The 22,162-nt window shown below is 51.3% G+C and carries 18 protein-coding genes and 1 riboswitch; of the genes, 10 read left to right on the plus strand and 8 right to left on the minus strand.

The genetic code is table 11. The annotated features are described in order from the left end of the window. Window positions 1–401 precede the first annotated feature (401 nt). The 4 genes from NST99_RS30690 to uvrA form a co-directional block, all read right to left on the minus strand. Window positions 402–2,399: a stalk domain-containing protein gene (locus NST99_RS30690; protein WP_341096695.1), complete on the minus strand. Its 1,998-nt coding sequence runs from the start codon at window positions 2,397–2,399 to the stop codon at window positions 402–404. Further along, window positions 2,350–3,528 carry a S1C family serine protease gene (locus NST99_RS30695; protein ID WP_445745053.1) on the minus strand — a complete coding sequence of 393 codons (1,179 nt, stop codon included), beginning with the start codon at window positions 3,526–3,528 and terminating at the stop codon, window positions 2,350–2,352. The genes NST99_RS30690 and NST99_RS30695 overlap by 50 nt, the downstream gene beginning before the upstream one ends. 184 nt (window positions 3,529–3,712) lie before the next feature. Beyond that, window positions 3,713–3,922: a hypothetical protein gene (locus NST99_RS30700; protein ID WP_038597219.1), complete on the minus strand. Its 210-nt coding sequence runs from the start codon at window positions 3,920–3,922 to the stop codon at window positions 3,713–3,715. Between the two features lie 744 nt (window positions 3,923–4,666). Then, entirely contained in the window at window positions 4,667–7,540 is a 2,874-nt protein-coding gene (gene uvrA, locus NST99_RS30705) for an excinuclease ABC subunit UvrA (RefSeq protein ID WP_341096700.1), read from the minus strand. Window positions 7,541–7,707: 167 nt separating this feature from the next. Between uvrA and NST99_RS30710 the strand changes: the two genes are divergently transcribed. Beyond that, complete coding sequence (locus tag NST99_RS30710) at window positions 7,708–7,923, plus strand: hypothetical protein (protein WP_341096702.1); 216 nt, start codon at window positions 7,708–7,710, stop codon at window positions 7,921–7,923. Between the two features lie 201 nt (window positions 7,924–8,124). Here the strand turns inward: NST99_RS30710 and uvrB are convergent, their stop codons facing one another. After that, window positions 8,125–10,116 carry an excinuclease ABC subunit UvrB gene (uvrB, locus tag NST99_RS30715; protein ID WP_341096703.1) on the minus strand — a complete coding sequence of 664 codons (1,992 nt, stop codon included), beginning with the start codon at window positions 10,114–10,116 and terminating at the stop codon, window positions 8,125–8,127. Between the two features lie 181 nt (window positions 10,117–10,297). Between uvrB and NST99_RS30720 the strand changes: the two genes are divergently transcribed. From NST99_RS30720 to NST99_RS30730, 3 genes are all read left to right on the plus strand, one after another. Further along, the gene (locus NST99_RS30720; RefSeq protein WP_341096704.1) at window positions 10,298–11,083 is read left to right on the plus strand and encodes a flagellar motor protein; all 786 of its coding nucleotides are present in this window, start codon (window positions 10,298–10,300) and stop codon (window positions 11,081–11,083) included. After that, window positions 11,080–11,910 carry a flagellar motor protein MotB gene (locus NST99_RS30725; RefSeq protein WP_341096705.1) on the plus strand — a complete coding sequence of 277 codons (831 nt, stop codon included), beginning with the start codon at window positions 11,080–11,082 and terminating at the stop codon, window positions 11,908–11,910. Before NST99_RS30720 ends, NST99_RS30725 begins: the two co-directional genes overlap by 4 nt. A gap of 190 nt (window positions 11,911–12,100) precedes the next feature. Then, window positions 12,101–12,616 (plus strand): hypothetical protein, encoded by a 516-nt coding sequence (locus NST99_RS30730; protein ID WP_341096706.1) that lies wholly within the window; start codon window positions 12,101–12,103, stop codon window positions 12,614–12,616. An 83-nt stretch (window positions 12,617–12,699) separates the two neighbouring features. On the opposite strand, the gene gcvH is transcribed toward NST99_RS30730, so the two are convergent. Next, window positions 12,700–13,092 carry a glycine cleavage system protein GcvH gene (gene gcvH / locus NST99_RS30735; protein ID WP_038597232.1) on the minus strand — a complete coding sequence of 131 codons (393 nt, stop codon included), beginning with the start codon at window positions 13,090–13,092 and terminating at the stop codon, window positions 12,700–12,702. 182 nt (window positions 13,093–13,274) lie between these two features. Further along, window positions 13,275–13,371: riboswitch (glycine riboswitch) on the plus strand. A 236-nt stretch (window positions 13,372–13,607) separates the two neighbouring features. Here gcvH and gcvT point away from each other — a divergent pair. The 3 genes from gcvT to gcvPB are packed head-to-tail and all read left to right on the plus strand — an operon-like array spanning window position 13,608 to window position 17,538. Continuing rightward, complete coding sequence (gcvT, locus tag NST99_RS30740; RefSeq protein ID WP_341096709.1) at window positions 13,608–14,732, plus strand: glycine cleavage system aminomethyltransferase GcvT; 1,125 nt, start codon at window positions 13,608–13,610, stop codon at window positions 14,730–14,732. Continuing rightward, entirely contained in the window at window positions 14,729–16,081 is a 1,353-nt protein-coding gene (gene gcvPA, locus NST99_RS30745) for an aminomethyl-transferring glycine dehydrogenase subunit GcvPA (protein ID WP_341096710.1), read from the plus strand. Before gcvT ends, gcvPA begins: the two co-directional genes overlap by 4 nt. Beyond that, a complete protein-coding gene (gene gcvPB / locus NST99_RS30750; RefSeq protein ID WP_341096711.1) occupies window positions 16,078–17,538 on the plus strand; it encodes an aminomethyl-transferring glycine dehydrogenase subunit GcvPB in 1,461 nt (486 codons plus the stop codon). The genes gcvPA and gcvPB overlap by 4 nt, the downstream gene beginning before the upstream one ends. 98 nt (window positions 17,539–17,636) lie before the next feature. Here gcvPB and NST99_RS30755 read toward each other — a convergent pair whose 3' ends face one another. Next, window positions 17,637–18,443, minus strand: coding sequence for a LuxR C-terminal-related transcriptional regulator (locus NST99_RS30755; RefSeq protein WP_341096713.1), 807 nt, complete (start codon window positions 18,441–18,443; stop codon window positions 17,637–17,639). Window positions 18,444–18,737: 294 nt separating this feature from the next. Here NST99_RS30755 and NST99_RS30760 point away from each other — a divergent pair, with 294 nt between their 5' ends. The 3 genes from NST99_RS30760 to NST99_RS30770 are packed head-to-tail and all read left to right on the plus strand — an operon-like array spanning window position 18,738 to window position 21,395. Beyond that, complete coding sequence (locus NST99_RS30760; protein WP_038597244.1) at window positions 18,738–19,754, plus strand: ABC transporter ATP-binding protein; 1,017 nt, start codon at window positions 18,738–18,740, stop codon at window positions 19,752–19,754. Window positions 19,755–19,772: 18 nt separating this feature from the next. Beyond that, the gene (locus tag NST99_RS30765; RefSeq protein WP_341096715.1) at window positions 19,773–20,579 is read left to right on the plus strand and encodes an ABC transporter permease; all 807 of its coding nucleotides are present in this window, start codon (window positions 19,773–19,775) and stop codon (window positions 20,577–20,579) included. Between the two features lie 18 nt (window positions 20,580–20,597). Then, window positions 20,598–21,395 (plus strand): ABC transporter permease, encoded by a 798-nt coding sequence (locus NST99_RS30770; RefSeq protein WP_341096717.1) that lies wholly within the window; start codon window positions 20,598–20,600, stop codon window positions 21,393–21,395. A gap of 135 nt (window positions 21,396–21,530) precedes the next feature. On the opposite strand, the gene NST99_RS30775 is transcribed toward NST99_RS30770, so the two are convergent. After that, window positions 21,531–21,932 carry a hypothetical protein gene (locus NST99_RS30775; RefSeq protein WP_341096718.1) on the minus strand — a complete coding sequence of 134 codons (402 nt, stop codon included), beginning with the start codon at window positions 21,930–21,932 and terminating at the stop codon, window positions 21,531–21,533. Window positions 21,933–22,162: the final 230 nt, after the last annotated feature.

Raw genomic sequence — 22,162 nt, forward strand, 5'->3', positions numbered from 1 at the left:
ACAGGGAAAGGACTTTAACCGGATTATTTAAACCGAACTTATTCCTAACCCATCCCTTCCGCCTTGCACATCGTCAAAGGAGAAATGAATATTTCTTCAACCCAGCCCTGATAAAAAAGTGTCCCGGTTCAAAGAGTATCTGAATCTCTCTGTCCATATTTTTGACATGACTCTGGTAACCATCACCATTCCAGGCCAAGAGTGGCCACCAGACATTTTGCAGCAGAAGTTTTTTCGGCATATAGATGTCTTCTAGCCAAACGTCCCCGCCGTTCCCCTGTTCCTCCTCATTTCTTCATAAAAAAAAGAACGCCCCAGCCATAATTGGCAACTTGGGACGTTCTTCGTCTGCAATAATTATCCTATTTACTATTGATTCCTTATTCCTCAACATGCCCTGCCTATTTTTCCTCCCCCGCCAACACAAAAGACTTCAGCGTCTTGTCTATGAGAGCCTGCTGCTCAGGCGTTGCGTTAGCGTCATTTAGCGTGACAGTGAGGGTATAGACCCGTTCATTGTTGCTGAAAACGATGAGCTGGGTGCGGTAAGGAATGCCGTTTTTGCTCTGGTGCACAGTAAGGCTTGTGGCTGGAACTTCGGCAAAGGTGATGTCCTCCACACGTTCGACCTGCGGGCCTTTGGGGTCATTTTTCGTGTTCTGATAGTAGCTTTGGAGCTGGCTCACAGTGTACTCTGCCGAACCTTCGGGGCTCACAGTGATTTGGAAACGCCCTCCGGTGAAGCGGTACTCTACGTTCTGGGTTTCAAAGACATCCTGGACAGCTGTCCATAATGACGGAATATGAATGCTGTAGCCATAGGTTTTGGAGCTTTTGTTGACTGTTTTAGCGTAAAGTACCGGATAGTCATCTGTTTCCAGCCGCCCGAAGTTCTCTTTTATTAATTCAAAATCAATATCAATTGAGCTTAAAATATCCTTGAACCGTGCCTTGTCCTCATCCTGACCGGCAACTACCACATATTCTACGTAATAGCGGTGCCCATTCTTCAACAGCAGGGTTTGATATTTCGTAATCCAGCCGCTGCCCGGGTTCAGCAGACTTTCAATGACCCGCGCCGGTTGACCGGAAACTTTTGCAGACGTGCTATCTTTAATCGTATAAGCCCCGTCCACATAGTTGGCCCGAATCTGCGCCTCCAACTCCTTGCTCCAGGTTTCCAGCGTAGAACCGGACGGAGCAGATGTCACTTTCACACGCAAATAGCTCCCCTCTTTGCTCTCATAATACAGATGCTGGTCATCCATACTCCAGTCTGCCGGGACCTGCAGCGCAATGCCGTAGTCCTCATTGTACCCTTCATGCAGCCCGTTTTTTACTGTGGAGAGATCACGTTGGCTTTTATCATTCGGGTCAAAGGTTGGGCGGAAGGAGTTCAACAGCACCGCATATTTATCAAAATCCTTATAGTTTACTGCATTGTCATCGGTCAGATACAGCTCATAGAGTCTCCCTCCGGCATTATATTGCCTGTTCTCCCACAGTGCGCCGCTGGAATCCTTGCTGACAATTCGCGCGTAGGGTACAACGGCATTCGGATAAGTTTCCCGGTCCAAAATCGTTTCCCCGCCTTCCTCAGCCGAGCGGAGCAGCCCGTCCAGCAATTGTTCCGGGTCTGCCGGATTCTCCTGCGGTGAGGCATGAACCTCCAGATAATACTGATTCTCTGAATTCATAAAGGTAGCCACACCTCCATTGCCGCCGCTGTCGCCAACTACCAGACCGGGAGGATAATTCATGCTCCACTGAAAATAGCTGTTCCCTATCCGGGTCTTACCGACATCGCTGTCAATGCCGCTATCCCCGGGCGCCTCTTCTTCAGTGACCGATGGCACAAGCGACACTACCAGCTCACCGTTGCTGCCGGAAGTTACACGTGCGTCCAGCACTCCCGCCACGAACCTCAGCGGGACCATCAAAACCCCGGAGACCATATGCGGCGGTGCAGCAAGTTTGATTTTGACGCCATCCTTCCAGGCAGTGCTGCTGCCTATCACCATCGTTCCCGTATGCCGTCCGTACATCACCTTGACCACATCGCCGGGTTCGAGGGAAACCGTGCTGCCAAATGTTTTCTTAAACACGCCGAGCGGCACCATGACGGTACCATTCTTCATAAAAGGCTGCTTAATCGTAATTTCCTTGCCATTCACCGTTGCAGCCGGACTGCCGACCTTAAGGGTGAGCTGCAGCTCGGCTTTCTCCGCCGCGTGCACCTCTGTGGCCGGGAGCACAGTCAGCAGCAGCAACAGAGCAAGCATCATTGTAGATAGACCACGAAAAGTATATCTGCGGTCCCTATTCCGCCCCTCTCTTCCCAGTGCCTTTTTACTCTTCCGCTTGTCCATCAGCATCACCTTCCACATCAGCTTCTTCATTGTTTATCAGGGGATCGCCCTGGCCAAGCGTGAGCTTCCGGGTAACAATATCGCCGTCGCTCTGCATAAGCAAATTTACCACCGCACCCGGTGCGTAGCTTTTGAAAAGTTCATTAACATCCACTAAGGAGCCGACACGGTGGCCGTTAATCGCGTATAAAACATCCCCTTCAAGAATCCCTGCCTTGTCTGCTTCCGCAGAGATGACCTTCGTAACTGTTAATGGATCTTGGGAGGGCAGGCCCACTAAAGCAGACCAGCTTTCCTCCAGTTCCAGGCCAAGACTTGGATGTTTTACCTCACCATACTTGAACAGCTGGTTCATAATGTACTGCACCGTATCAGACGGGATAGAAAATCCCATATTCTCTACGCCTACTGCGGCAAATTTCAGACTGTTCACGCCCAGCACCTCGCCTTTCATGCTGACGAGCGGACCGCCGCTGTTGCCTGGATTAATCGCTGTATCACTCTGGATGAGCCGATAGGCAGCATCCACTGAACGGTTAAGACCGCTGACCACCCCTACCGTAGCAGAATTTCGCAGCGAGAAGGAAATGGGTGTACCGATGGCAATCACTTTGTCGCCAACCTGAATGCTGGCAGCAGCTTGTGCAAACTTCGCAGGCTTTAATGCCTTGGCATTGATCTTGATCAGTGCCAGATCACTAACCTCATCCAGATACGTATTTGTGATGCTGTAGGACTTCGCGTCCGATGTAACGACCACAGCATTCTGCAGCCCCTTCATCACATGCGCATTCGTAATAATCCAGCCGTTTGCCCTGACGATGATACCTGATCCATGGGACAGATTAAAACGGTCATTGGGTGCATTAGAGCGATCTTCTGAATATTTGCCGATGATTCCTACTACCGACGGGGAAACCTCTTTGATAATTTGCGGTACCGGATCGGTTATCGAGGCTGCACTCTTTTTGCTGCCGGTCAGGGTACTTCCTATTTCTTTGATCTTTCCTGAAGACGATACATTCCCCGCAGTCTGCAAGCCATCCGGAAACGGCGCCCCCTGCGCAGAAAGCGATCCGCCTCCTATTCCTGTCAGCAATACTCCGCATAGCAACAGTCCGAGGCTTTTCTTAACCATGCTCTTCCCCCATTTCCCCAGCCTTCGCCGGGCGCTCTCTCTGACCTTGTTCCAGGTTGTACATAATGCAATTTACTCATATGAAGACGTGCATAATTTGAAAAAGACGCCTTTAGTCACGCCAGCTGGCGGTTAAAGGTGTCTTTGGGTAAACTTAAATCTGCAATTGTTTTGACTTGAATTTGAAGCAGGCAGTGCCCCTGTGTCAACTTAACCAGTGCATAAGCATCGCGTAGTCCGAAACCGCAAATACCAGCAAGCTTACCACTCCGAAGCCAATCGCAAATTTGTTCTTCTGCGGAGCCCGCAGCAGCCGGATGACCCCAATGAGTATCAGGATGGTAAAGGCGATCATAAATACATCGAAGGTATGAAATTTAGACGGTTCTTGCGCAGCAGCTTCTGCAAGCAGCATGGCATTACCTCCTCGAAAGTGTTGTCAAGCAAGTTCATCTAATCCATATCTCCCTCTATGTTATCGCTACCATTTCAGTGACGCAATAGGAATTGCATAAATTTTATGTAAAAGTCACGAAAAATATTTTTTAGCGCCGGATTCGGGATAAAAATCATGATATTTTTCATTGACACCTTGTTTTATTGATTTTTCAAAGAGCAAATTATATGTAACGCAAATCCTTCTCTTTGAATCTTACTGCGGACATGCTCCCGATATGCCTGATTCAACTATTAACTGTCCTTATTTCTAAATGGCTTTCAAGCCTGCTTGAGGTACAAAGCTTGCTGAGCTGACCAAGCTTTAATTTGGCAGAGTACAGCAAGACTGACTGAACATTATCTGAATGATTATTGAAAAATAAATCCCAAAAACTAAAAGAACCACGGCGAAGATGCTGTGGCTCTTTAGTTCTTTGTGGGCGATTGCTACTTACAAACTTCAAAATGAAGTGTACCCCGCTCAAAAAGGCAATCTCGTACAAGTGTGATCTGATACCTATATGTGCACCCGGATAAGACTAGATGTAAATAACGCAATTAAATCGGACGATCTTGACCTGTAGGAAACTTAAGTGTATTTCGTGCAGCTATTTTCACTTGAATGGCTTAGAAACGCCCCTTTTGCAAGAAATAGCTGCACAGAATACAATTATATCTGCTTGTGGCGCTCATTCAGTGAATATAACTGCAGCAAGTGCAGTTATACTGTCTCCGACGTCTGCAGCTGCAGAGCTTCAGTCCGCTCTGTATCGCGGATCAGAATCGGCTTCAGGTATTTGCCGGTATAGGACTCCGCAACGGTGATTAACTTCTCCGGTGTCCCTGTAGCCAGTACCGTTCCCCCGCCGCTGCCGCCTTCCGGTCCCATATCAATAACATAATCGGCCGTCTTGATCACATCGAGGTTATGTTCGATGACCAGAACGGATTCGCCGGAATCCACCAGGCGGTGCAGTACCTCCAGCAGGCGGCCGATGTCATCCACATGCAGCCCTGTTGTCGGTTCATCCAGAATGTACAATGTCTTGCCGGTACTGCGGCGGTACAGCTCGGAAGCCAGCTTAACGCGCTGCGCTTCACCCCCGGACAACGTCGTTCCCGGCTGGCCAATCTTGATGTACCCAAGACCCACATCCAGCAAGGTCTGCATTTTGCGGTGGATGCGCGGGATGTTCTGGAAGAACCCGGTTGCATCCTCTACCGTCATCTCCAGCACATCAGAGATGTTTTTGCCCTTGTATTTCACTTCCAGCGTTTCGCGGTTGTATCGTTTGCCTTTGCATACTTCGCAAGGAACATAGACATCCGGCAGGAAGTGCATTTCAATCTTGATAATTCCGTCTCCACGGCAGGCCTCGCAACGGCCGCCTTTGACGTTGAAGCTGAAGCGGCCCTTCTGGAATCCGCGCACCTTGGCTTCATTGGTTTTGGAGAACAAATCACGAATATCATCGAACACCCCGGTATAGGTAGCCGGATTGGAACGCGGCGTGCGGCCGATCGGCGATTGGTCGATCTCTATGACCTTGTCCAAATTGTCCAGACCGCGAATTTCCTTATGCAGGCCGGGACGGACCTTAACGGCCTTATTCAACTGACGGGCCAGGCTCTTATAGAGGATTTCATTAACCAGCGACGATTTGCCGGAACCGGAAACTCCAGTCACTGCAGTAAAGACGCCCAGCGGAATCTTGACATTTACGTTCTTCAGGTTATTCTCTTTGGCTCCGCGAATTTCCAGCCAGCGGTCATCGGTTGGCCGCCGTTTGGACGTAACCGGAATAAACTTGCGTCCGCTTAAGTAGTCTCCGGTCAAGGAATTCGGGTCTTTCATGATTTCCTGCGGCGTCCCTTGGGCAATAACCTGTCCGCCGTGGATACCGGCACCCGGTCCGATATCAATAATATAGTCTGCTGCCATCATCGTATCTTCATCATGCTCAACCACAATTAATGTGTTGCCGAGATCGCGCATATGCCCCAGTGTGGCGATCAGCCGGTCATTGTCCCGTTGATGCAGACCAATACTTGGCTCGTCCAGGATGTACAGAACGCCCATCAAGCTGGAGCCAATCTGCGTCGCCAATCTGATCCGCTGCGCCTCACCACCGGAGAGTGAACCTGCCGCACGGCTGAGTGTCAAATAATTCAGACCCACATTCACCAGGAAGCCAAGTCTGCTGCTAATCTCTTTCAGGATAAGATGGGCAATGGCCGTTTCCTTCTCGCTAAGCACCAGATTATCAAAGAAGTTCAAACAGTCGCCGATCGAGAGATCCGTAACATCCGCTACATTCTGCTCATTAATTGTGACCGCAAGAATTTCTTTCTTCAGCCGTTTTCCCTTGCACACATTACAAGGCTTGGCGCTCATGAAACCTTCGATAAACTCACGGATTCCATCCGATGCCGTATCACGGTAACGTCGTTCCAGATTCGGAATAATTCCTTCAAAGGCAACCAGCGCATCTTTTTTCTGGCCGAAGTCATTTTCATACCGGAACCGGATTTTCTCGCTGCCTGTGCCGTGGAGCAGCTTGTTCATGTGTTCAGGAGTCAGGCTGTTTACAGGAACATTTTGCGGAATCTTAAAGTGCTCACAGACCGATTTCAGAAACTGCGGGTAGTAGTTCGATGTGCTGCCGGTCCAGGCCAGAAATGCCCCTTCTTCAATCGATTTCTCGGAATCCGGAATTAATAGATCGGGGTCGACAACCATATTCACACCAAGCCCATCACACTCAGGACAAGCGCCGAAAGGGCTGTTGAAGGAGAACATCCGCGGTGCCAGCTCTTCAATACTAAATCCGCATACCGGACAAGCAAAATTCGAACTGAACAGAAGTTCTTCCTGGCCGATGACATCAACCAGAATCTGTCCACCCGAGAGCTTCAAGGCTGTTTCAAGTGAGTCAGTCAGACGAGTCTCCATATCATCCTTGATGACAATACGGTCAACCACGACCTCGATGGTATGCTTCTTGTTCTTCTCCAGTTGAATATCTTCAGTAACTTCCCGCAGCTCGCCATCAACGCGCACACGGACAAATCCCTGCTTGGAGATGTCCGAGAACAGCCCCTTGTGTTCACCCTTGCGCCCGGAAATAACCGGTGCCAGAATCTGCAGCCGCGTCTTCTCGGGATACTGCATAATCCGGTCCACCATCTGTTCGACGGTCTGTGATGTAATTTCGATCCCGTGATCCGGGCAATGAGGATGGCCGACCCGGGCAAATAACAGCCGCAAATAGTCATAAATCTCCGTAACCGTACCTACCGTTGAGCGCGGATTGCGGCTTGTAGTCTTCTGGTCGATCGATATTGCCGGAGATAATCCGTCAATGGAATCAACGTCCGGCTTCTCCATCTGGCCCAGGAACTGGCGGGCATACGCCGACAAGGACTCGACATAACGGCGCTGTCCCTCCGCGTAGATCGTATCGAACGCCAGCGACGATTTGCCGGAGCCGCTAAGTCCCGTAAGCACGACGAAGCGGTCCCGCGGAATCGTTACGTCAATGTTCTTGAGATTATGCGCCCTAGCGCCTTTGATTACTATATTTTCGTTCGCCAACGGTACCTCTCCTTTATATAAATCATTTAGTTCAAAACTAGTTCAAAGCCTTATTTAAAAGCCACATTTCAAAATATTTCCGATCCCTCCCAAACCCTCCCTTCCAAGGGAGGGCCCCAAGGGCTGCGCCCTCTGGACACCCGCAAGGTTGGCGAAGGAGATGGGTGGTGCTGTACTTAGCTGTTATGGTGCTCGGAGCGCTTGTCCCTACAGGGACCGCTTCAACGTCAGTGCTCCACTGGCCGGCACGCTGCATGCTGCTGCGTGCCGGGATGCTGTCCCTTCGGGATGCGCTAAAACCGAAAACCTTCAGGACGGCTGTCCCTGCGGGATGCGCTAAAACCGAAAACCTTCAGGACGGCTGTCCCTGCGGGATGCGCTAAAACTGAAAACCTTCAGAGCGGCTGTCCCTGCGGGATGCGCTAAAACCGGAAACCCGCCAAGACGGCTGTCCCTTCGGGATGCGCTAAAACTGGAAACCGCCAAGACGGCTGTCCCTTCGGGATGCGCTGACAACAGCCAACGGAGCAGTTTATCTAAAAAGAACGGCCTGGGAAGCGCCGTTCCGGTACTCGCTTAAATATTTACTCGGCACGCAGCTCCAGCAAAGCATCACGCAGCTCGGCGGCGCGCTCGAATTGCAGGTTCTTGGCGGCGTCCTTCATCTCGGCCTCCAGACGCTGCATCAGGCTTTGGCGGTCCTTCTTGCTCATCTTGCCGCCCACGCCAGTGAGATATTCGGCCTTGGATTCGGCGACCTTGGTCGCCTCGATGATTTCGCGGATTTTCTTGTTGATCGTCGTCGGGGTGATTCCATGCTTCTCATTATAGGCAATCTGGATCGCCCGGCGGCGTTCGGTTTCGCTCATAGCTTTCTCCATGGAATCCGTAATACGGTCACCATACATAATGACGCGGCCGCCAGAGTTACGGGCGGCACGGCCGATAGTCTGAATCAGTGAGCGCTCAGAACGGAGGAAACCTTCCTTGTCGGCGTCGAGAATCGCGACAAGGGATACCTCTGGCAGGTCCAGTCCTTCTCTTAATAAGTTGATACCCACGAGGACATGGAACGTACCGAGACGCAGATCACGCAGAATCGCCATCCGCTCCAGCGTCTTGATGTCAGAATGCATATATCGGACCTTGATCCCGATCTCCTTGAAGTAATCGGTCAGATCCTCAGACATTTTCTTCGTAAGTGTCGTTACCAGTACCCGTTCATCGCGTTCCACACGCTCGCGGATCTCACTGATCAGATCATCGATCTGGCCTTCTGTTGGACGCACCTCAATAATCGGATCAAGCAGACCGGTAGGGCGGATAATCTGCTGCACCATCGTATCGCAGTGTTCCATTTCGTATGGACCTGGCGTAGCGGACACATAGACAATCTGGCTTACCTTGTCTTCGAACTCCTCAAACTGAAGCGGCCGGTTATCCAGCGCTGACGGCAAGCGGAATCCATGCTCTACCAGGACGGTCTTCCGCGCACGGTCACCGTTATACATGGCCCTGATCTGCGGGAGGGTAACATGAGATTCATCAATAATAATCAGCATGTCATCCGGGAAGTAGTCCATCAAGGTATAAGGGGTTGCTCCCGGCTCACGGAAGGTGAGCGGTCCCGAATAGTTCTCAATCCCGGAGCAGAAGCCGACCTCCTTCATCATCTCGATGTCATAACGCGTCCGCTGCTCCAGCCGCTGGGCTTCCAGCAGCTTGCCTGCGTCGCGAAGAACGGCCAGCCGTTCCTCCAGTTCACGTTCAATGTTGACGATCGCTACCTTCATCGTTTCTTCCTGGGTTACAAAGTGAGATGCCGGAAAGATCGCGATATGCTCACGTTCACCGATTAATTCTCCGGTCAGCACGTCAATCTCGGTAATTCGTTCAATCTCGTCGCCGAACAGTTCTACCCGGATGGCATGTTCTCCCTGTGATGCCGGGAAGATCTCAACCACATCGCCGCGCACACGGAATGTACCGCGGACAAAATTCATGTCATTGCGCTGATACTGGATATCTACTAATCTGCTTAAGATCTGGTTGCGTGGCTTCTCCATCCCTACCCGCAGCGAGAGCAGGAGGCTTCCGTATTCCTTCGGCGAACCGAGGCCATAAATGCAAGATACGCTCGCTACAATAATGACATCACGCCGTTCAAACAATGAACTGGTCGCGGAGTGGCGCAGCTTATCTATCTCTTCATTGATGCTGGAATCTTTCTCGATGTAGGTGTCGGAGGAGGGAATGTAAGCCTCTGGCTGGTAGTAATCGTAGTAGCTGACGAAGTAATCTACCGAATTGTTCGGAAAAAACTCTTTGAATTCACTCGCCAGCTGCGCAGCAAGCGTCTTGTTGTGCGCAATTACCAGCGTGGGGCGGTTTAACTTGGAAATCACTTGTGCGACGGTGAATGTCTTACCTGTACCCGTCGCTCCCAGCAGCGTCTGGTGCTTCTTGCCCTGCCGGATGCCGTCCAATAATTCCTCAATGGCATGAGGCTGATCGCCCTGGGGTGTGTATTCGGACTCCAGTTCAAAAGTCTTCGTACTGACGACAATATCGCTCATTTGCCCGTCTCCCCTCTATCGTCTAAAATATAGTAGTATAGTATAATTGTGGCCCTAAGTACTGGCTCTCCATACAATCCTGAAAAATATGGAAGATAAGAATACTTGTTCCCGTTTATTATACAGTGTTGCCTACATTCATGCAAACCATAATATATAGAAAAGTAAGGAGTCATAACCTATGGATATCACCGCAATTATCGGCCTCCTGGCTGGACTGGCCGCTATGCTCGGCGGCTTCTTTTGGGAAGGCGGCAATCTCTCCGGATTGCTGCAGCCTAATGCTGCACTAATTGTCTTTGGCGGCACATTCGCCGCTGTTCTCATCAGCTTTCCAGCATCTAAACTGCGCCATATCCCTGCTGCACTGCGCATGGCCTTCGGCAGGCATCCGGACCTGAGTGAGCAGAACGCGGAGGAGCTGATCTCCATGGCTGCTATTACCCGGCGCGGCGGTGTGCTCTTACTGGAGCAAAAAGCTGAAGAACATCCCAATCCCTTTACCCGTGAAGGATTGCTGCTGATCGTTGATGGCACAGATGCTGACGAGGTTCGCCAGATTCTGGAGCTGGACATGGATGCCAAAGAGTTAAAGTACAACGGCTACGCCAAAATTTTTGAGGCGGCCGGAGGCTACGCACCCACGATGGGGATTATCGGGACGGTCATGGGACTGATCCATGTCCTCAGCAATCTGACCGATCCTTCCAATCTGGGAGCATCCATCGCAGTCGCTTTTACAGCGACGCTTTACGGTGTAGCCAGCGCTAATCTAATATTTTTACCCATTGCCTCCAAGATCAAATCCCGCAGCCAAACCGAGCTGGCTGGCATGGAGATGCTGCTGGTCGGCATTCTGGCCCTGCAGAACGGGGATCATCCGCAGCTGGTGCGCAAGAAGCTTAGCTCCTTCACTGCGGACTCTGCCGGAAGCCGTGAGCATGAGTATGCAAGAGGGCTGCTATGAGGCAGAGAAACCGGCGTAAGCAGCACGCCGAAGGCCGGGAGAGCAATGACCGCTGGATGATCACTTATGCCGATCTCATTACACTTTTACTTATATTTTTCGTCATTATGTTCGCCATGAGCAGTCTGGACGTGCAGAAATACAAGATTGTCACCGGTTCCCTTTCAGAAACGTTCAGGAGCGGCAACCCCGTGCTTGAAGGTGGCGATGGCATTCTGGAGAGCCAACAAGAAACGGAAAACAGCGGCTCAGCAAACAGTCAGGATAATGGGACAGGAAGCGAAGCTGCAGGCACAGCCGATGCCGGAGAGGCGGCTCAGCCGCCTTCGTCACGTGAACTGGCTTTCAAGGAACAGGAAGCAAAGCTGGCCTCATTGATGGGCGTCATCACCAAATATGTTGAAGACAACAACCTCGGGGATCAGATCTTTGTTGCAGATAAACCACAGGGCATTGCCATTACGCTTAGCGACCGTTTCCTGTTCGATGCCGGCAAAGCCGAGCTGAAAGCACCTGCATTCCCTGCGCTCCGCCAGCTCTCGGGCCTGTTCCGCGGCATCGGTGCATCCATCAGCATTGAGGGGCATACCGACAATACCCCGGTGTCGGTTGGCTCACGCTATAACGACAACTGGGAGCTGTCAGGCGCACGGGCGCTCTCCATCCTGCGTTTCTTCCTCGACAATGAAGGACTGGATCCGGATACCTTCCAGTATGCAGGCTATGCCGATACCCGGCCCGCTGCCGACAATACTACGCTGCTTGGAAAACAGAAAAACCGCCGTGTCGAGCTAATCGTGCTGCGGCAGCTTCAAGACGAAGAATAATTCCGCCTTTCAGCCCGGAGAGCAGCAGATGATGAAAGGTTACATTTGCTTCTAAAGGAGTCTGAGCAGGTATGGAAACTCTAAACGCAGCATCACCTGATCCCGCCCGATTTTTAAAGAATCTGCGTCTACTAGTCTCGCTATTGGTTACCGCGTTTCTCCAGGGAATCATTACGTTCTTCGTTGGGGCATGGCTTATTTCCTTTTACTCTCGTCGTACTCCCTTTTCTGGGGCGAACAAGCCAATGTATATCCGCTAAGCAAGCTGATTCAAATCGCCGTTCGTTTTTTGCTTGCGGGCGGCGCTTTTGCCTTGCCCTGGCTGGGAGTCTGGTGGATGCTCTACGGTCTGGCCGGCAACGGACGCATCCGCTGCTTTTTTCTGCACCTGTTTTTCGCTTATGTGCCGCTTGTGGTTATCTTTTTGCAGCTTGATCCCGTGTATTACCCGGACACAATGATCCCCAGCTCAGCCGGTGAGATGACCTTTTTTGTCTGCATGGCCATGGCAGCTGTCCTGCTGTACCCCTTTTACTCTATCGGCGTTTACTACTTTGTGCTCAGACCGGCTGCACCCCCTCGCAAAGTCTACAGATTTATCCTTCTATGCTGTTTATTCGTCATGATTGGCCTTGCACTGCTGCCCCTCTTGTGGCGGATGGCTCCACATTTTTATCCGGGACTTGCAGATTTCCCAAGCCGCTGAAAGCGCAAAAAAGACAGACTCCTCACATTAGTGCAGCTAATGCGCGAAATCCGTCTTTAATTAATTTTCCACAAAACCAATTGCTATTCCCCAACCCGTTCACGGTAAGCGGCTGCGTCCAGCAGTCCCGATACGGCGTCAGCATACTCGCCTTCGATCTCCAGTTCAAAAATCCAGCCCCCGCTGTACGGCTGATCGTTAATCAGCTCCGGGCTGTTCTCCAGTGCATCGTTAATCTTGGTAACCGTTCCCGATACCGGTGAGTATAATTCGGAAACCGTCTTCACGGATTCAATGCTGCCCACGCTGTCCCCGGCAGAAATAGCCGATCCAACTTCAGGAAATTCCACAAATACGATATCGCCTAGTAAATGCTGGGCATGGTCCGTAATCCCAACACGTATTAACCGTCCTTCGCCCTGCTGCGCCCATTCATGCTCTTCGCTGTACAGCAGGTTATCTAGCACTTCACTCATTTCAAGCCGCCTCATTTCCGAATTGGAGTTGTGAATTTAGTTATAGACTAAGTTATCGTCCTGCTCAATGTCAATATAACTGACAGGAAATAAAAATTTGTCATCTTTTTGACGTTTTTTTGTTGACAGTGCACCTCCATACCCGCTTTAATGGAGACAGCAGAAAATTATACGGTTTGCGAATGATGGCATAGGGAGAGACCGTCTCTTGAAGACGGCGCCGAAGGAGTAAGCCCTCTACGGGGTGAATCTCTCAGGCAAAAGGACCTTTGCCGGACGCATCTCTGGAGAGCATCAGGCCCTGCAATTGCAGCGTACTGGTCACCAACGGGGAAACCTGCCGGGTTCACAGCAGGGTAACTCTCAGGTACAAAGGACAGAGCGGAAGTCTATATGCGCGTGCGCATATTTGGCTTCCGCCTGTCCTTTTTTTAATGGGCAGAAACGGACTCCGTCCCTGCCGGCAAAGGAAATCCCGTTAGGCTTGCATGTAATCAGACCAAGGGAGTGAGCACATGAACGCTTTGAAAAGAACGCCTTTTTATGACCTATATTCTGCTTATGCGGAGTCCAGATGCATTGACTTCGGCGGCTGGGAGCTGCCGGTGCAGTTTACCGGAATCGTCAAGGAGCATGAGGCCGTCCGCGGACAAGCCGGACTGTTCGATGTGTCACATATGGGTGAATTCATGGTTAGCGGCAGCGGCTCGGAAGCCTTCCTGCAAAAAATGACGACCAACGATGTCAGCAAGCTGGCAGACGGTGGAGCGCAGTACACGCTGCTTCTATATCCAAACGGCGGTGTTGTCGATGATTTGCTCGTATACCGCCTCGGTGAAGAGCGTTACATGCTTGTCGTGAACGCCTCCAACATCGACAAGGACTTTCAGTGGCTGCAGCATCATCTCACCGCAGAATTCAGCGGAGTCAGCCTGAGCAATATCTCGGATGAGACTCTTCTGCTCGCCCTGCAGGGCCCGCTGGCTGAGGCCATCCTCTCCAAAGTTACAACGGCTCCCATTGCTGAGCTGAAGCCTTTCCACTTCATCGAGAACGCCGAGGTGTGCGGTGTGAACGTTCTGCTCTCCCGCACCGGATATACCGGCGAGGACGGATTCGAGCTCTACGCGCCGCCGGATACGGCGGCTGCGCTGTGGAACGGCCTGCTGGAAGCGGGGGCTCCACACGGCCTGACACCGGCCGGTCTTGGCGCACGCGACACGCTGCGCTTTGAAGCCAAGCTGCCGCTGTACGGCCAGGAGCTGTCGGCGGATATTACGCCGCTGGAAGCAGGCGTGCAGTTCTTCGTGAAGCTGGATAAAGAAGATTTCATCGGCCGTGATGCGCTGCTGAAGCAGAAGGCTGACGGTCTGCCCCGCCGCCTCGTCGGTCTGGAAATGATCGACCGCGGCATTCCGCGTTCCCACTACCCTGTATACGGGAATGGAGTAAAGATCGGTGAAGTGACTACCGGAACACAGTCTCCAACACTCAAACGCAATCTCGGACTTGCGCTGCTGGATGCAGCTTACAGTGAAATAGGTACAGAGGTAAACATAGAGATCCGCGGCAAGCAGCTCAAGGCTGTCGTGGTCAAAGCGCCATTCTACAAAAAGAGCCAGGGAGTGAAGCCGCAATGAAGCACCGTTATCTGCCAATGACTGAACAAGACCGCCACGAAATGATGGAAGCAGTCGGAATTCAGTCCATGGAGGAGCTGTTCTCCGATATCCCCGAGGCCGTCCGTTATCAGGGAACTATGCCGATGTCGGAGGCACTGGATGAATACGCCTTGCTGCGCCATATGAAAGAGCTGGCCGACAAAAATGCCAATTTCGATACCCACGCCAGCTTCCTCGGCGCCGGCCTCTATGACCATCATATCCCGGTCGTTATCAATCATGTCATCTCCCGTTCGGAATTCTACACTGCTTATACTCCTTACCAGCCGGAAATCAGCCAAGGCGAGCTGCAGGCGATCTTTGAATTCCAGTCCTACATTTGTGAGCTGACCGGCATGAAGGTGGCCAACGCCAGCATGTACGATGGCGCTACGGCTTTCTCAGAAGCGGCAGTACTTGCAGCTGGTGCCACCAAACGCAAAAAGCTGATTGTCTCCCGAACTGTTCATCCGGAGGCCCGCCAGGTGTTGCGCACTTCGGCAGGTGCCTGGGGCCTCGATGTCGTAGAGATTGACTATAAAGACGGTGTAACCGACCAAGCGAAGCTTGCCGCAGCCATCAACGGCGACACGGCGGCTGTCCTGGTGCAGTCACCGAACTTCTTCGGCGCGATAGAAGATCTCGGTGCCATCGAGCCGCTGATTCACGGCGTCAAAGGTCTGTTCATTGTCAGCGCCAACCCACTGGCGCTCGGCGTGCTGGAAACGCCGGGCAAGCTCGGCGCCGACATCGTCGTCGGTGACGCGCAGCCGCTGGGCATTCCGGCTTCGCTGGGCGGACCAACCTGCGGATTCTTCGCCGTAGCGGAGCATCTGATGCGCCGCATGCCGGGCCGGATTGTCGGCCAGACCGTTGACCGGAACGGCAAACGCGGCTTCGTGCTGACGCTGCAAGCCCGCGAGCAGCATATCCGCCGTGAAAAAGCCACTTCGAACATTTGCTCTAACCAGGCGCTGCTGGCGCTGTGCGCTTCCGTCTATTTGTCCGTGATGGGCAAAGAAGGCATGCGCGAGGTTGGCGGGCTGAACATCCGCAAGAGCCACTATGCCGCCGGCAAACTTGGTGAAATAAACGGTGCTGCAGCTGCGTTCTCAGCTCCTTACTTTAACGAATTCGTCCTGAAGCTTCCGAAAGGAAGTGAAGTCAGCGAGATTAATTCCAAGCTCATTAAAGCAGGTTATCTCGGCGGTTACGATCTGGGCCGTGATTATCCGGAGCTTGCCGGACATATGCTGGTTGCCGTCACGGAGAAAAGAAGCAAAACCGAAATTGACCAATTCGCCAGCGCACTGGAGGGCTGTTTATGAAACCGGAACAAAGTCTGATCTTTGAGCTTAGCCGTCCCGGCCGCTCGGCCTACTCCCTGCCGCAGTGTGATGTTCCGCAGGACGAGAACCTTGATGCACTGATCCCTGCAGGACTTCTCCGCAGCGAGCCGGCCGTGCTGCCGGAAGTATCCGAAGTGGATGTCATCCGCCACTACACCGCGCTGTCCCGCCGCAACTTCGGCGTTGACAACGGATTCTATCCGCTCGGCTCCTGCACGATGAAATACAATCCGAAGATCAACGAAGATGTTGCCCGCTTCCCGGGACTGGCAAAGATTCATCCTTACCAGCCGGAAGAAAGCATTCAGGGTGCTCTGGAACTGATGTACACCCTGCAAAATGATCTTTCCGCTTTGACCGGCATGGATGCCGTCTCCCTGCAGCCTGCTGCAGGCGCACATGGTGAATGGACTGGCCTGATGATGATTCGCGCCTACCATGAGAGCCGCGGCGAAACCCGCACGAAGGTGATTGTGCCGGACTCCTCGCATGGCACCAACCCGGCCAGCGCCGCAGCAGCCGGACTTGATACGGTGACGATTCCTTCCAATACTAAAGGAATGGTTGATCTTGAAGCGCTGAAGGCAGCTGTCGGCAGCGATACCGCCGCGCTGATGCTGACCAACCCCAGCACACTCGGCCTGTTCGAAACGCAGATTGTGGAGATTGCCGCAATTGTGCATGAAGCGGGCGGACTGCTCTATTACGATGGAGCCAACTCCAATGCCATTATGGGCATTACCCGTCCCGGAGACATGGGCTTCGATGTGGTGCATTTGAATTTGCACAAGACGATGAGCACCCCGCACGGGGGCGGCGGCCCGGGAGCCGGACCTGTCGGCGTGAAGGCAAAGCTGATTCCTTTTCTTCCGCAGCCTACAGTGGTCAAGAATGAAGATGACAGCTTCTCGCTGAACTATGGCGGCCCGGAATCCATCGGGCGGGTCAAAGCCTTTTACGGCAACTTTGGAATTCTCGTCCGTGCCTATGCCTATATCCGCACCTACGGGCCGGACGGCCTGCGCGGGGTTTCCGAGAACGCCGTGCTGAATGCCAACTATATGATGCACCGGCTGGCACCGTATTTTGAAATTCCGTATCCGGGTGTCTGCAAGCACGAGTTCGTGATGTCCGGCAAGAATCTTAAGCAATACGGCGTGCGCACGCTGGACGTAGCCAAACGCCTGCTCGACTTCGGCTACCACCCGCCAACCGTCTACTTCCCGCTGACTGTGGAAGAGTGTATGATGATTGAGCCGACCGAAACCGAAAGCAAGGAAACGCTGGATGGCTTCATCGAAACGATGATTCAAATCGTCAAGGAAGCCCATGAGACCCCGGAAATCGTCATCAATGCTCCGCATACTACGGAGATCAGCCGTCTGGATGAAACGCAGGCCGCACGCAAGCCAGTACTGAACTGCTCTTGCGGTTAAAGCTGATTATCCCTAAACCGGCCCTATAAGAATTGAATAAGAGCCGGCCCTGGATACCAATTATCGCGGGCCGGCTCTTTTTATATGTATAAAATCTGTTAATGCGCAAGCTTTTTGGTGAACTGCCACCGGTCATTCACACGCATTTTACTGTAGATGTTCTTGACCATGTTACGCACTGTGCCTTCGCTAATCCCCAGCTCGTTGGCAATGTGCAGCGCACTTTTCTCCATCAGCCATAACCGGGACACATCTTGTTCGCGCGCAGTCAGTCTAAATTCCTGAAAACTGGCCTCCAGCCGGTACTGCTGCATCTCCGGGTGCTGCTCCATCCACTTCTCCGAAATGTTCTCAGCCACCTGCTGCACGAAGGGGATGGCAAATTCAATCTGTTCATTTTTATTGAAGGAAATATCCACATAACCATACACTATGCCATCTCTCTGCAGCGGAGCACATACGCAATTCCATCCTTTAAATACAATATTGGAATGTTCCTCGCCTCTAACTACACCTATACAGTTCATTTCCATAGCCAACGAGACCGCATTTAAACCAGAATATTGCCCTCCTAGGCTGACACCGACACCCACACCGGCCTGAAGCATATCCGCTTGAAGATCTGGAGAGGAAGATACCAGCTCCAGAATGACGCCCTCCTTGCCAGTTAAGAACACAACATAAGGAATGGAGATAAAATGGCTGATTTTTTTCATTTCGTTGCGGATGGAAGCAATCATTGCTGTATGATAAATACGGTCCTTGCCTTTTTCATTCGAAGAAACCGCTGTCAATTCAGCAGGTATTGCTCCTTCTTGTATGGCGACTGGCTGGAATAATTTAAGTTGTTCCTCCTTCAAGTCCCCGGGCAGGCACCAGACTCTCGTCTTGTCAAAGATACTCAAATAGCTCCACCTCCATTTTTACCATAATCTATTATAATCGATTTCAGAAAAACGTATTATAACATAAATCAGCGAATTAAGAACATGCATCATTAGATTGACTAGTATGGACAGATATAGCTCCACTATAAAATCCGTATGTTCATCAGACAGAGGTTTTTTTGCAGGATTCGTCATAAACTAATAAAAATATAATTCTTTCGATTTATTGTGATAGTTTTCGACATTACAGCAATGCTATATTAACGGAACACGCCTTTTTATGGGAATATCAACACTGAAGGAGGATGACCCTTGAGTATTATTGAAGCTAAAGGACTGAGCAAGTCGTTTATGCAGGCGGTGAAGGAGCCCGGCCTCAAAGGCGCGGTCAAGCATCTGCTGATCCCGAGGCATATTGAGAAGATGGCGGTGCAGTCGCTGGACCTTAGCATCGAGGCAGGTGAGACGGTGGCCTATGTCGGGCCGAACGGGGCTGGCAAGTCCACCACCATCAAAATGCTGACCGGTATACTAATGCCTACCGCGGGCAGTATTTCTGTAAACGGTATCAACCCTTACCGGAAAAGAATGGAGAATGCCGCCCAGATCGGAGCGGTATTCGGGCAGCGCACACAGCTGTGGTGGGATATTCCGATTGTGGAGTCCTTTTCCCTGCTGAAGGATATTTATCAGATCCCTGATGCTGTGTACAAGACCAACTTGGAGATGTTTATTGAGATGCTGGGTATGCGTGAATTTATTCACTTATCTGCCCGGAAGCTCTCCCTCGGCCAACGTATGCGAGCGGATCTGGCTGCTGCTTTATTACATAACCCGCCGATTGTGTATCTGGATGAACCGACGATTGGCCTCGACGTCTCCGTGAAGCAGAAGATCCGCGAATTCATCAAAAAGATCAACCAAGAGCAGCAGACTACAGTCATGCTGACTACCCACGATCTGGGTGATATTGAGGACCTCTGCAAACGGCTGATTATCATCGACCACGGCTCCATTATCTATGACGGCAGCTTAAGTGAAGTCAAATCCCGTTTCGCCAGAAACCGGGTGATCTTCTTCCAGGTGGGCTCGCCATTGCCCGAGCTGTACCAGCAGCTTTCGCAGACTCCGGGAATGAAGCTGGACTTGCAGAATGATCAGGAGTTCTCCGTATCCTTTGACCGTTATGAATATACCGCCAGCGAAGTGGTTAGCCGGGTGATGAAGCATGGCGAGGTGATTGACTTCCGGATGGAGGATGCCAATATCGAGCAAGTCATCAAAGCCGTATACGACGGAAATCTGAACCTGAACGAAACCGGTGCATAAGGAGGAGCGAACGCAGTCATGCCTGTACCCAATCTTAAGAAATACAGAAGTATTGCCAACCGGTCCTTGCAAAATGTTCTCGCTTACCGGACTTCTTACGTGATCACCTTTCTGGCCAATTCGATCAATCTGCTGGCAATCTACTTTTTGTGGCAGGGCATTTATAGCGGCCGCGATATCGTAGGCGGGTATTCCTGGGACCAGATGAAAACCTACTTGCTCGTTACCTTTCTGGCCAACTCTGTGTTGTCCTGGTATTCCGAAACATCCATTTCCGGCAAAATCCTCGATGGGAGCGTTGCCGTAGATTTGCTTAAGCCCATTGATTTTCAAAGCGCAAGATTTGCGGAAACCTTGGGCTCCAACCTGCTTGAAGGAGGAATGAGCACGGTGTTGCTCGTTCTGTTTGCCACCTTCCTGACCGGTGTAACCTTCCCGCAGTCGGCGCTGGTCTATCTGCTGTTCGCCGTCAGTCTGCTCGGAGCGATCCTGGTAAAGTTCGGCGTTGTCTATCTTGCGGCATTATTATGCTTCTGGTCGACCGGCTCCATGGGTATTGTCTGGACAAGAATCGCCCTGACCAACCTGCTATCCGGAGCGCTGGTACCCTTGGCCTTTTTCCCGGATTGGCTGGAAAAGCTCGCATTGTTCCTGCCTTTTCAGAGTATTATTCACACACCGACGATGATCTTTCTGGAACAGGCGGACACTTGGGAGAGCGTCAGGCTGATCGGCCTGCAATTCTTCTGGGGGATTGCACTCTGGATTGCCGGAAAATGCATGTGGAACTGGGCAGTACGTCAGGTAACGATTCATGGAGGTTAGGCGGAAGGAGAGCGAAGCATGAAGTTATCACGCATGTTCTATCTATACAAAAGGCTCTACATACAGCAGTTAAAAGCCATCATGGAATATAATAAGGATTTCTATATTCTAATGTGTTCAGCTGCCTTAACACAGGTGCTGGGATTCGTCTTCCTCTGGGTCATCTATGACCGGATTCCCGACATCAACGGCTGGCAGTTCTGGGAAGTCACCTTTATGTACGCGATGATCTTTCTGACCGAAGGCATTGCCTCCCTGTTCTTCGAGGGGACCTGGCGTATGGGCAGATTGGTCAACATGGGAGAAATGGACCGCTATCTGCTGCGGCCGGTGCCTGTCGTGCTTCAGGTGTTCTGTACCGGCATCGGCATTAACGGCCTCGGAAATCTGCTGATCGGCGGCGTTATTGTCTGGCAAGCACTGGTCCACACCCATCTCCACTGGACCTTTGGCAAAATCATAATTATTGCCCTGCTTCTTGTGACAGCAGTAGTTATCCGCGTGTCGATCAATCTGGCCGGCAATTCGGCAGCCTTCTGGATCCGTAATGCCGGCAATGCCTTTCCCTTAATGGTGCATAATTTGTCCGACCTGGCCAAATATCCGATCACGCTGTTCCCGCAGGCCGTACGGGTGTTTATCTCCACTGTGCTTCCTTATGCGTTTATCAGCTTTTATCCGGCGGCTTATATCTTCGGCAAAAGCGAATGGTCCGGCTGGTGGATGCTGGCCCCGGTAGCTGCGATAGGAAGTGCAGCTGCGGCCTACGGCATTTTCCGCTTCGGACTGTCGCGGTATGAAAGCACGGGGAACTGATCCGTAAAGAGCGGACTGATTATTAAAGAACAGAGTGAAAATACTAAAAACCCCACTTGTCCATTTGGGCAGGTGGGGTTTTGACGTTTATATGAAGATAGTAATTACGATTGCGGAGAAATCAATCCATAATTATTAATAGTTAAAGGAAAATGTTCCTGGGAAACTGGAAGATACGTAAATTTTGTGATAGCCCCATAATTGTCTGCTTACAGAACCTTGATAAGTGATTTGACCAATGCCTATGTCGATAAAAGAACCATTTTCGTCGATAGCATACACTGTGTAAACACCTCCAGGTACGCCATAAACATTAACAGTAGTAGTGCCGCCGAAATAATAATACGTAGTCGGATCCCCTACATTTCCATAAGCTAATGCCAGCGGTGTAACAACGCCGCTTGCTGCCTGAACTTCCTGCGCCGCAGGAGCAGCAGCAGGAGTAACGGCTTCATCGGCGAACGCAGCCGGTACAGATCCTAAGAGCATGGCCATAGTAGAAAGTGCCGCAATTGCTGATTTTTGAATTTTTTTCACAATTAAACATCTCCTTTTAGTAATTGAGTTGGAATGAATCCTTCACCATATCCTTGCTACTTACAAGAACACTACTAAACCGGGCGACAGAAATTGTGTAGCGAAAAGAAAAACTTCCCCCCTCGCCTATTATTTTATTACAAGATTAATCATACATATATTCCCATGGAAAAACAAGTATTTTATATATGAATATGTGTTAAAACTATATATTTACACAAAAAATCATA

The sequence above is a fragment of the Paenibacillus sp. FSL L8-0470 genome (assembly GCF_038008625.1).
Classification (GTDB): domain Bacteria; phylum Bacillota; class Bacilli; order Paenibacillales; family Paenibacillaceae; genus Paenibacillus_AQ.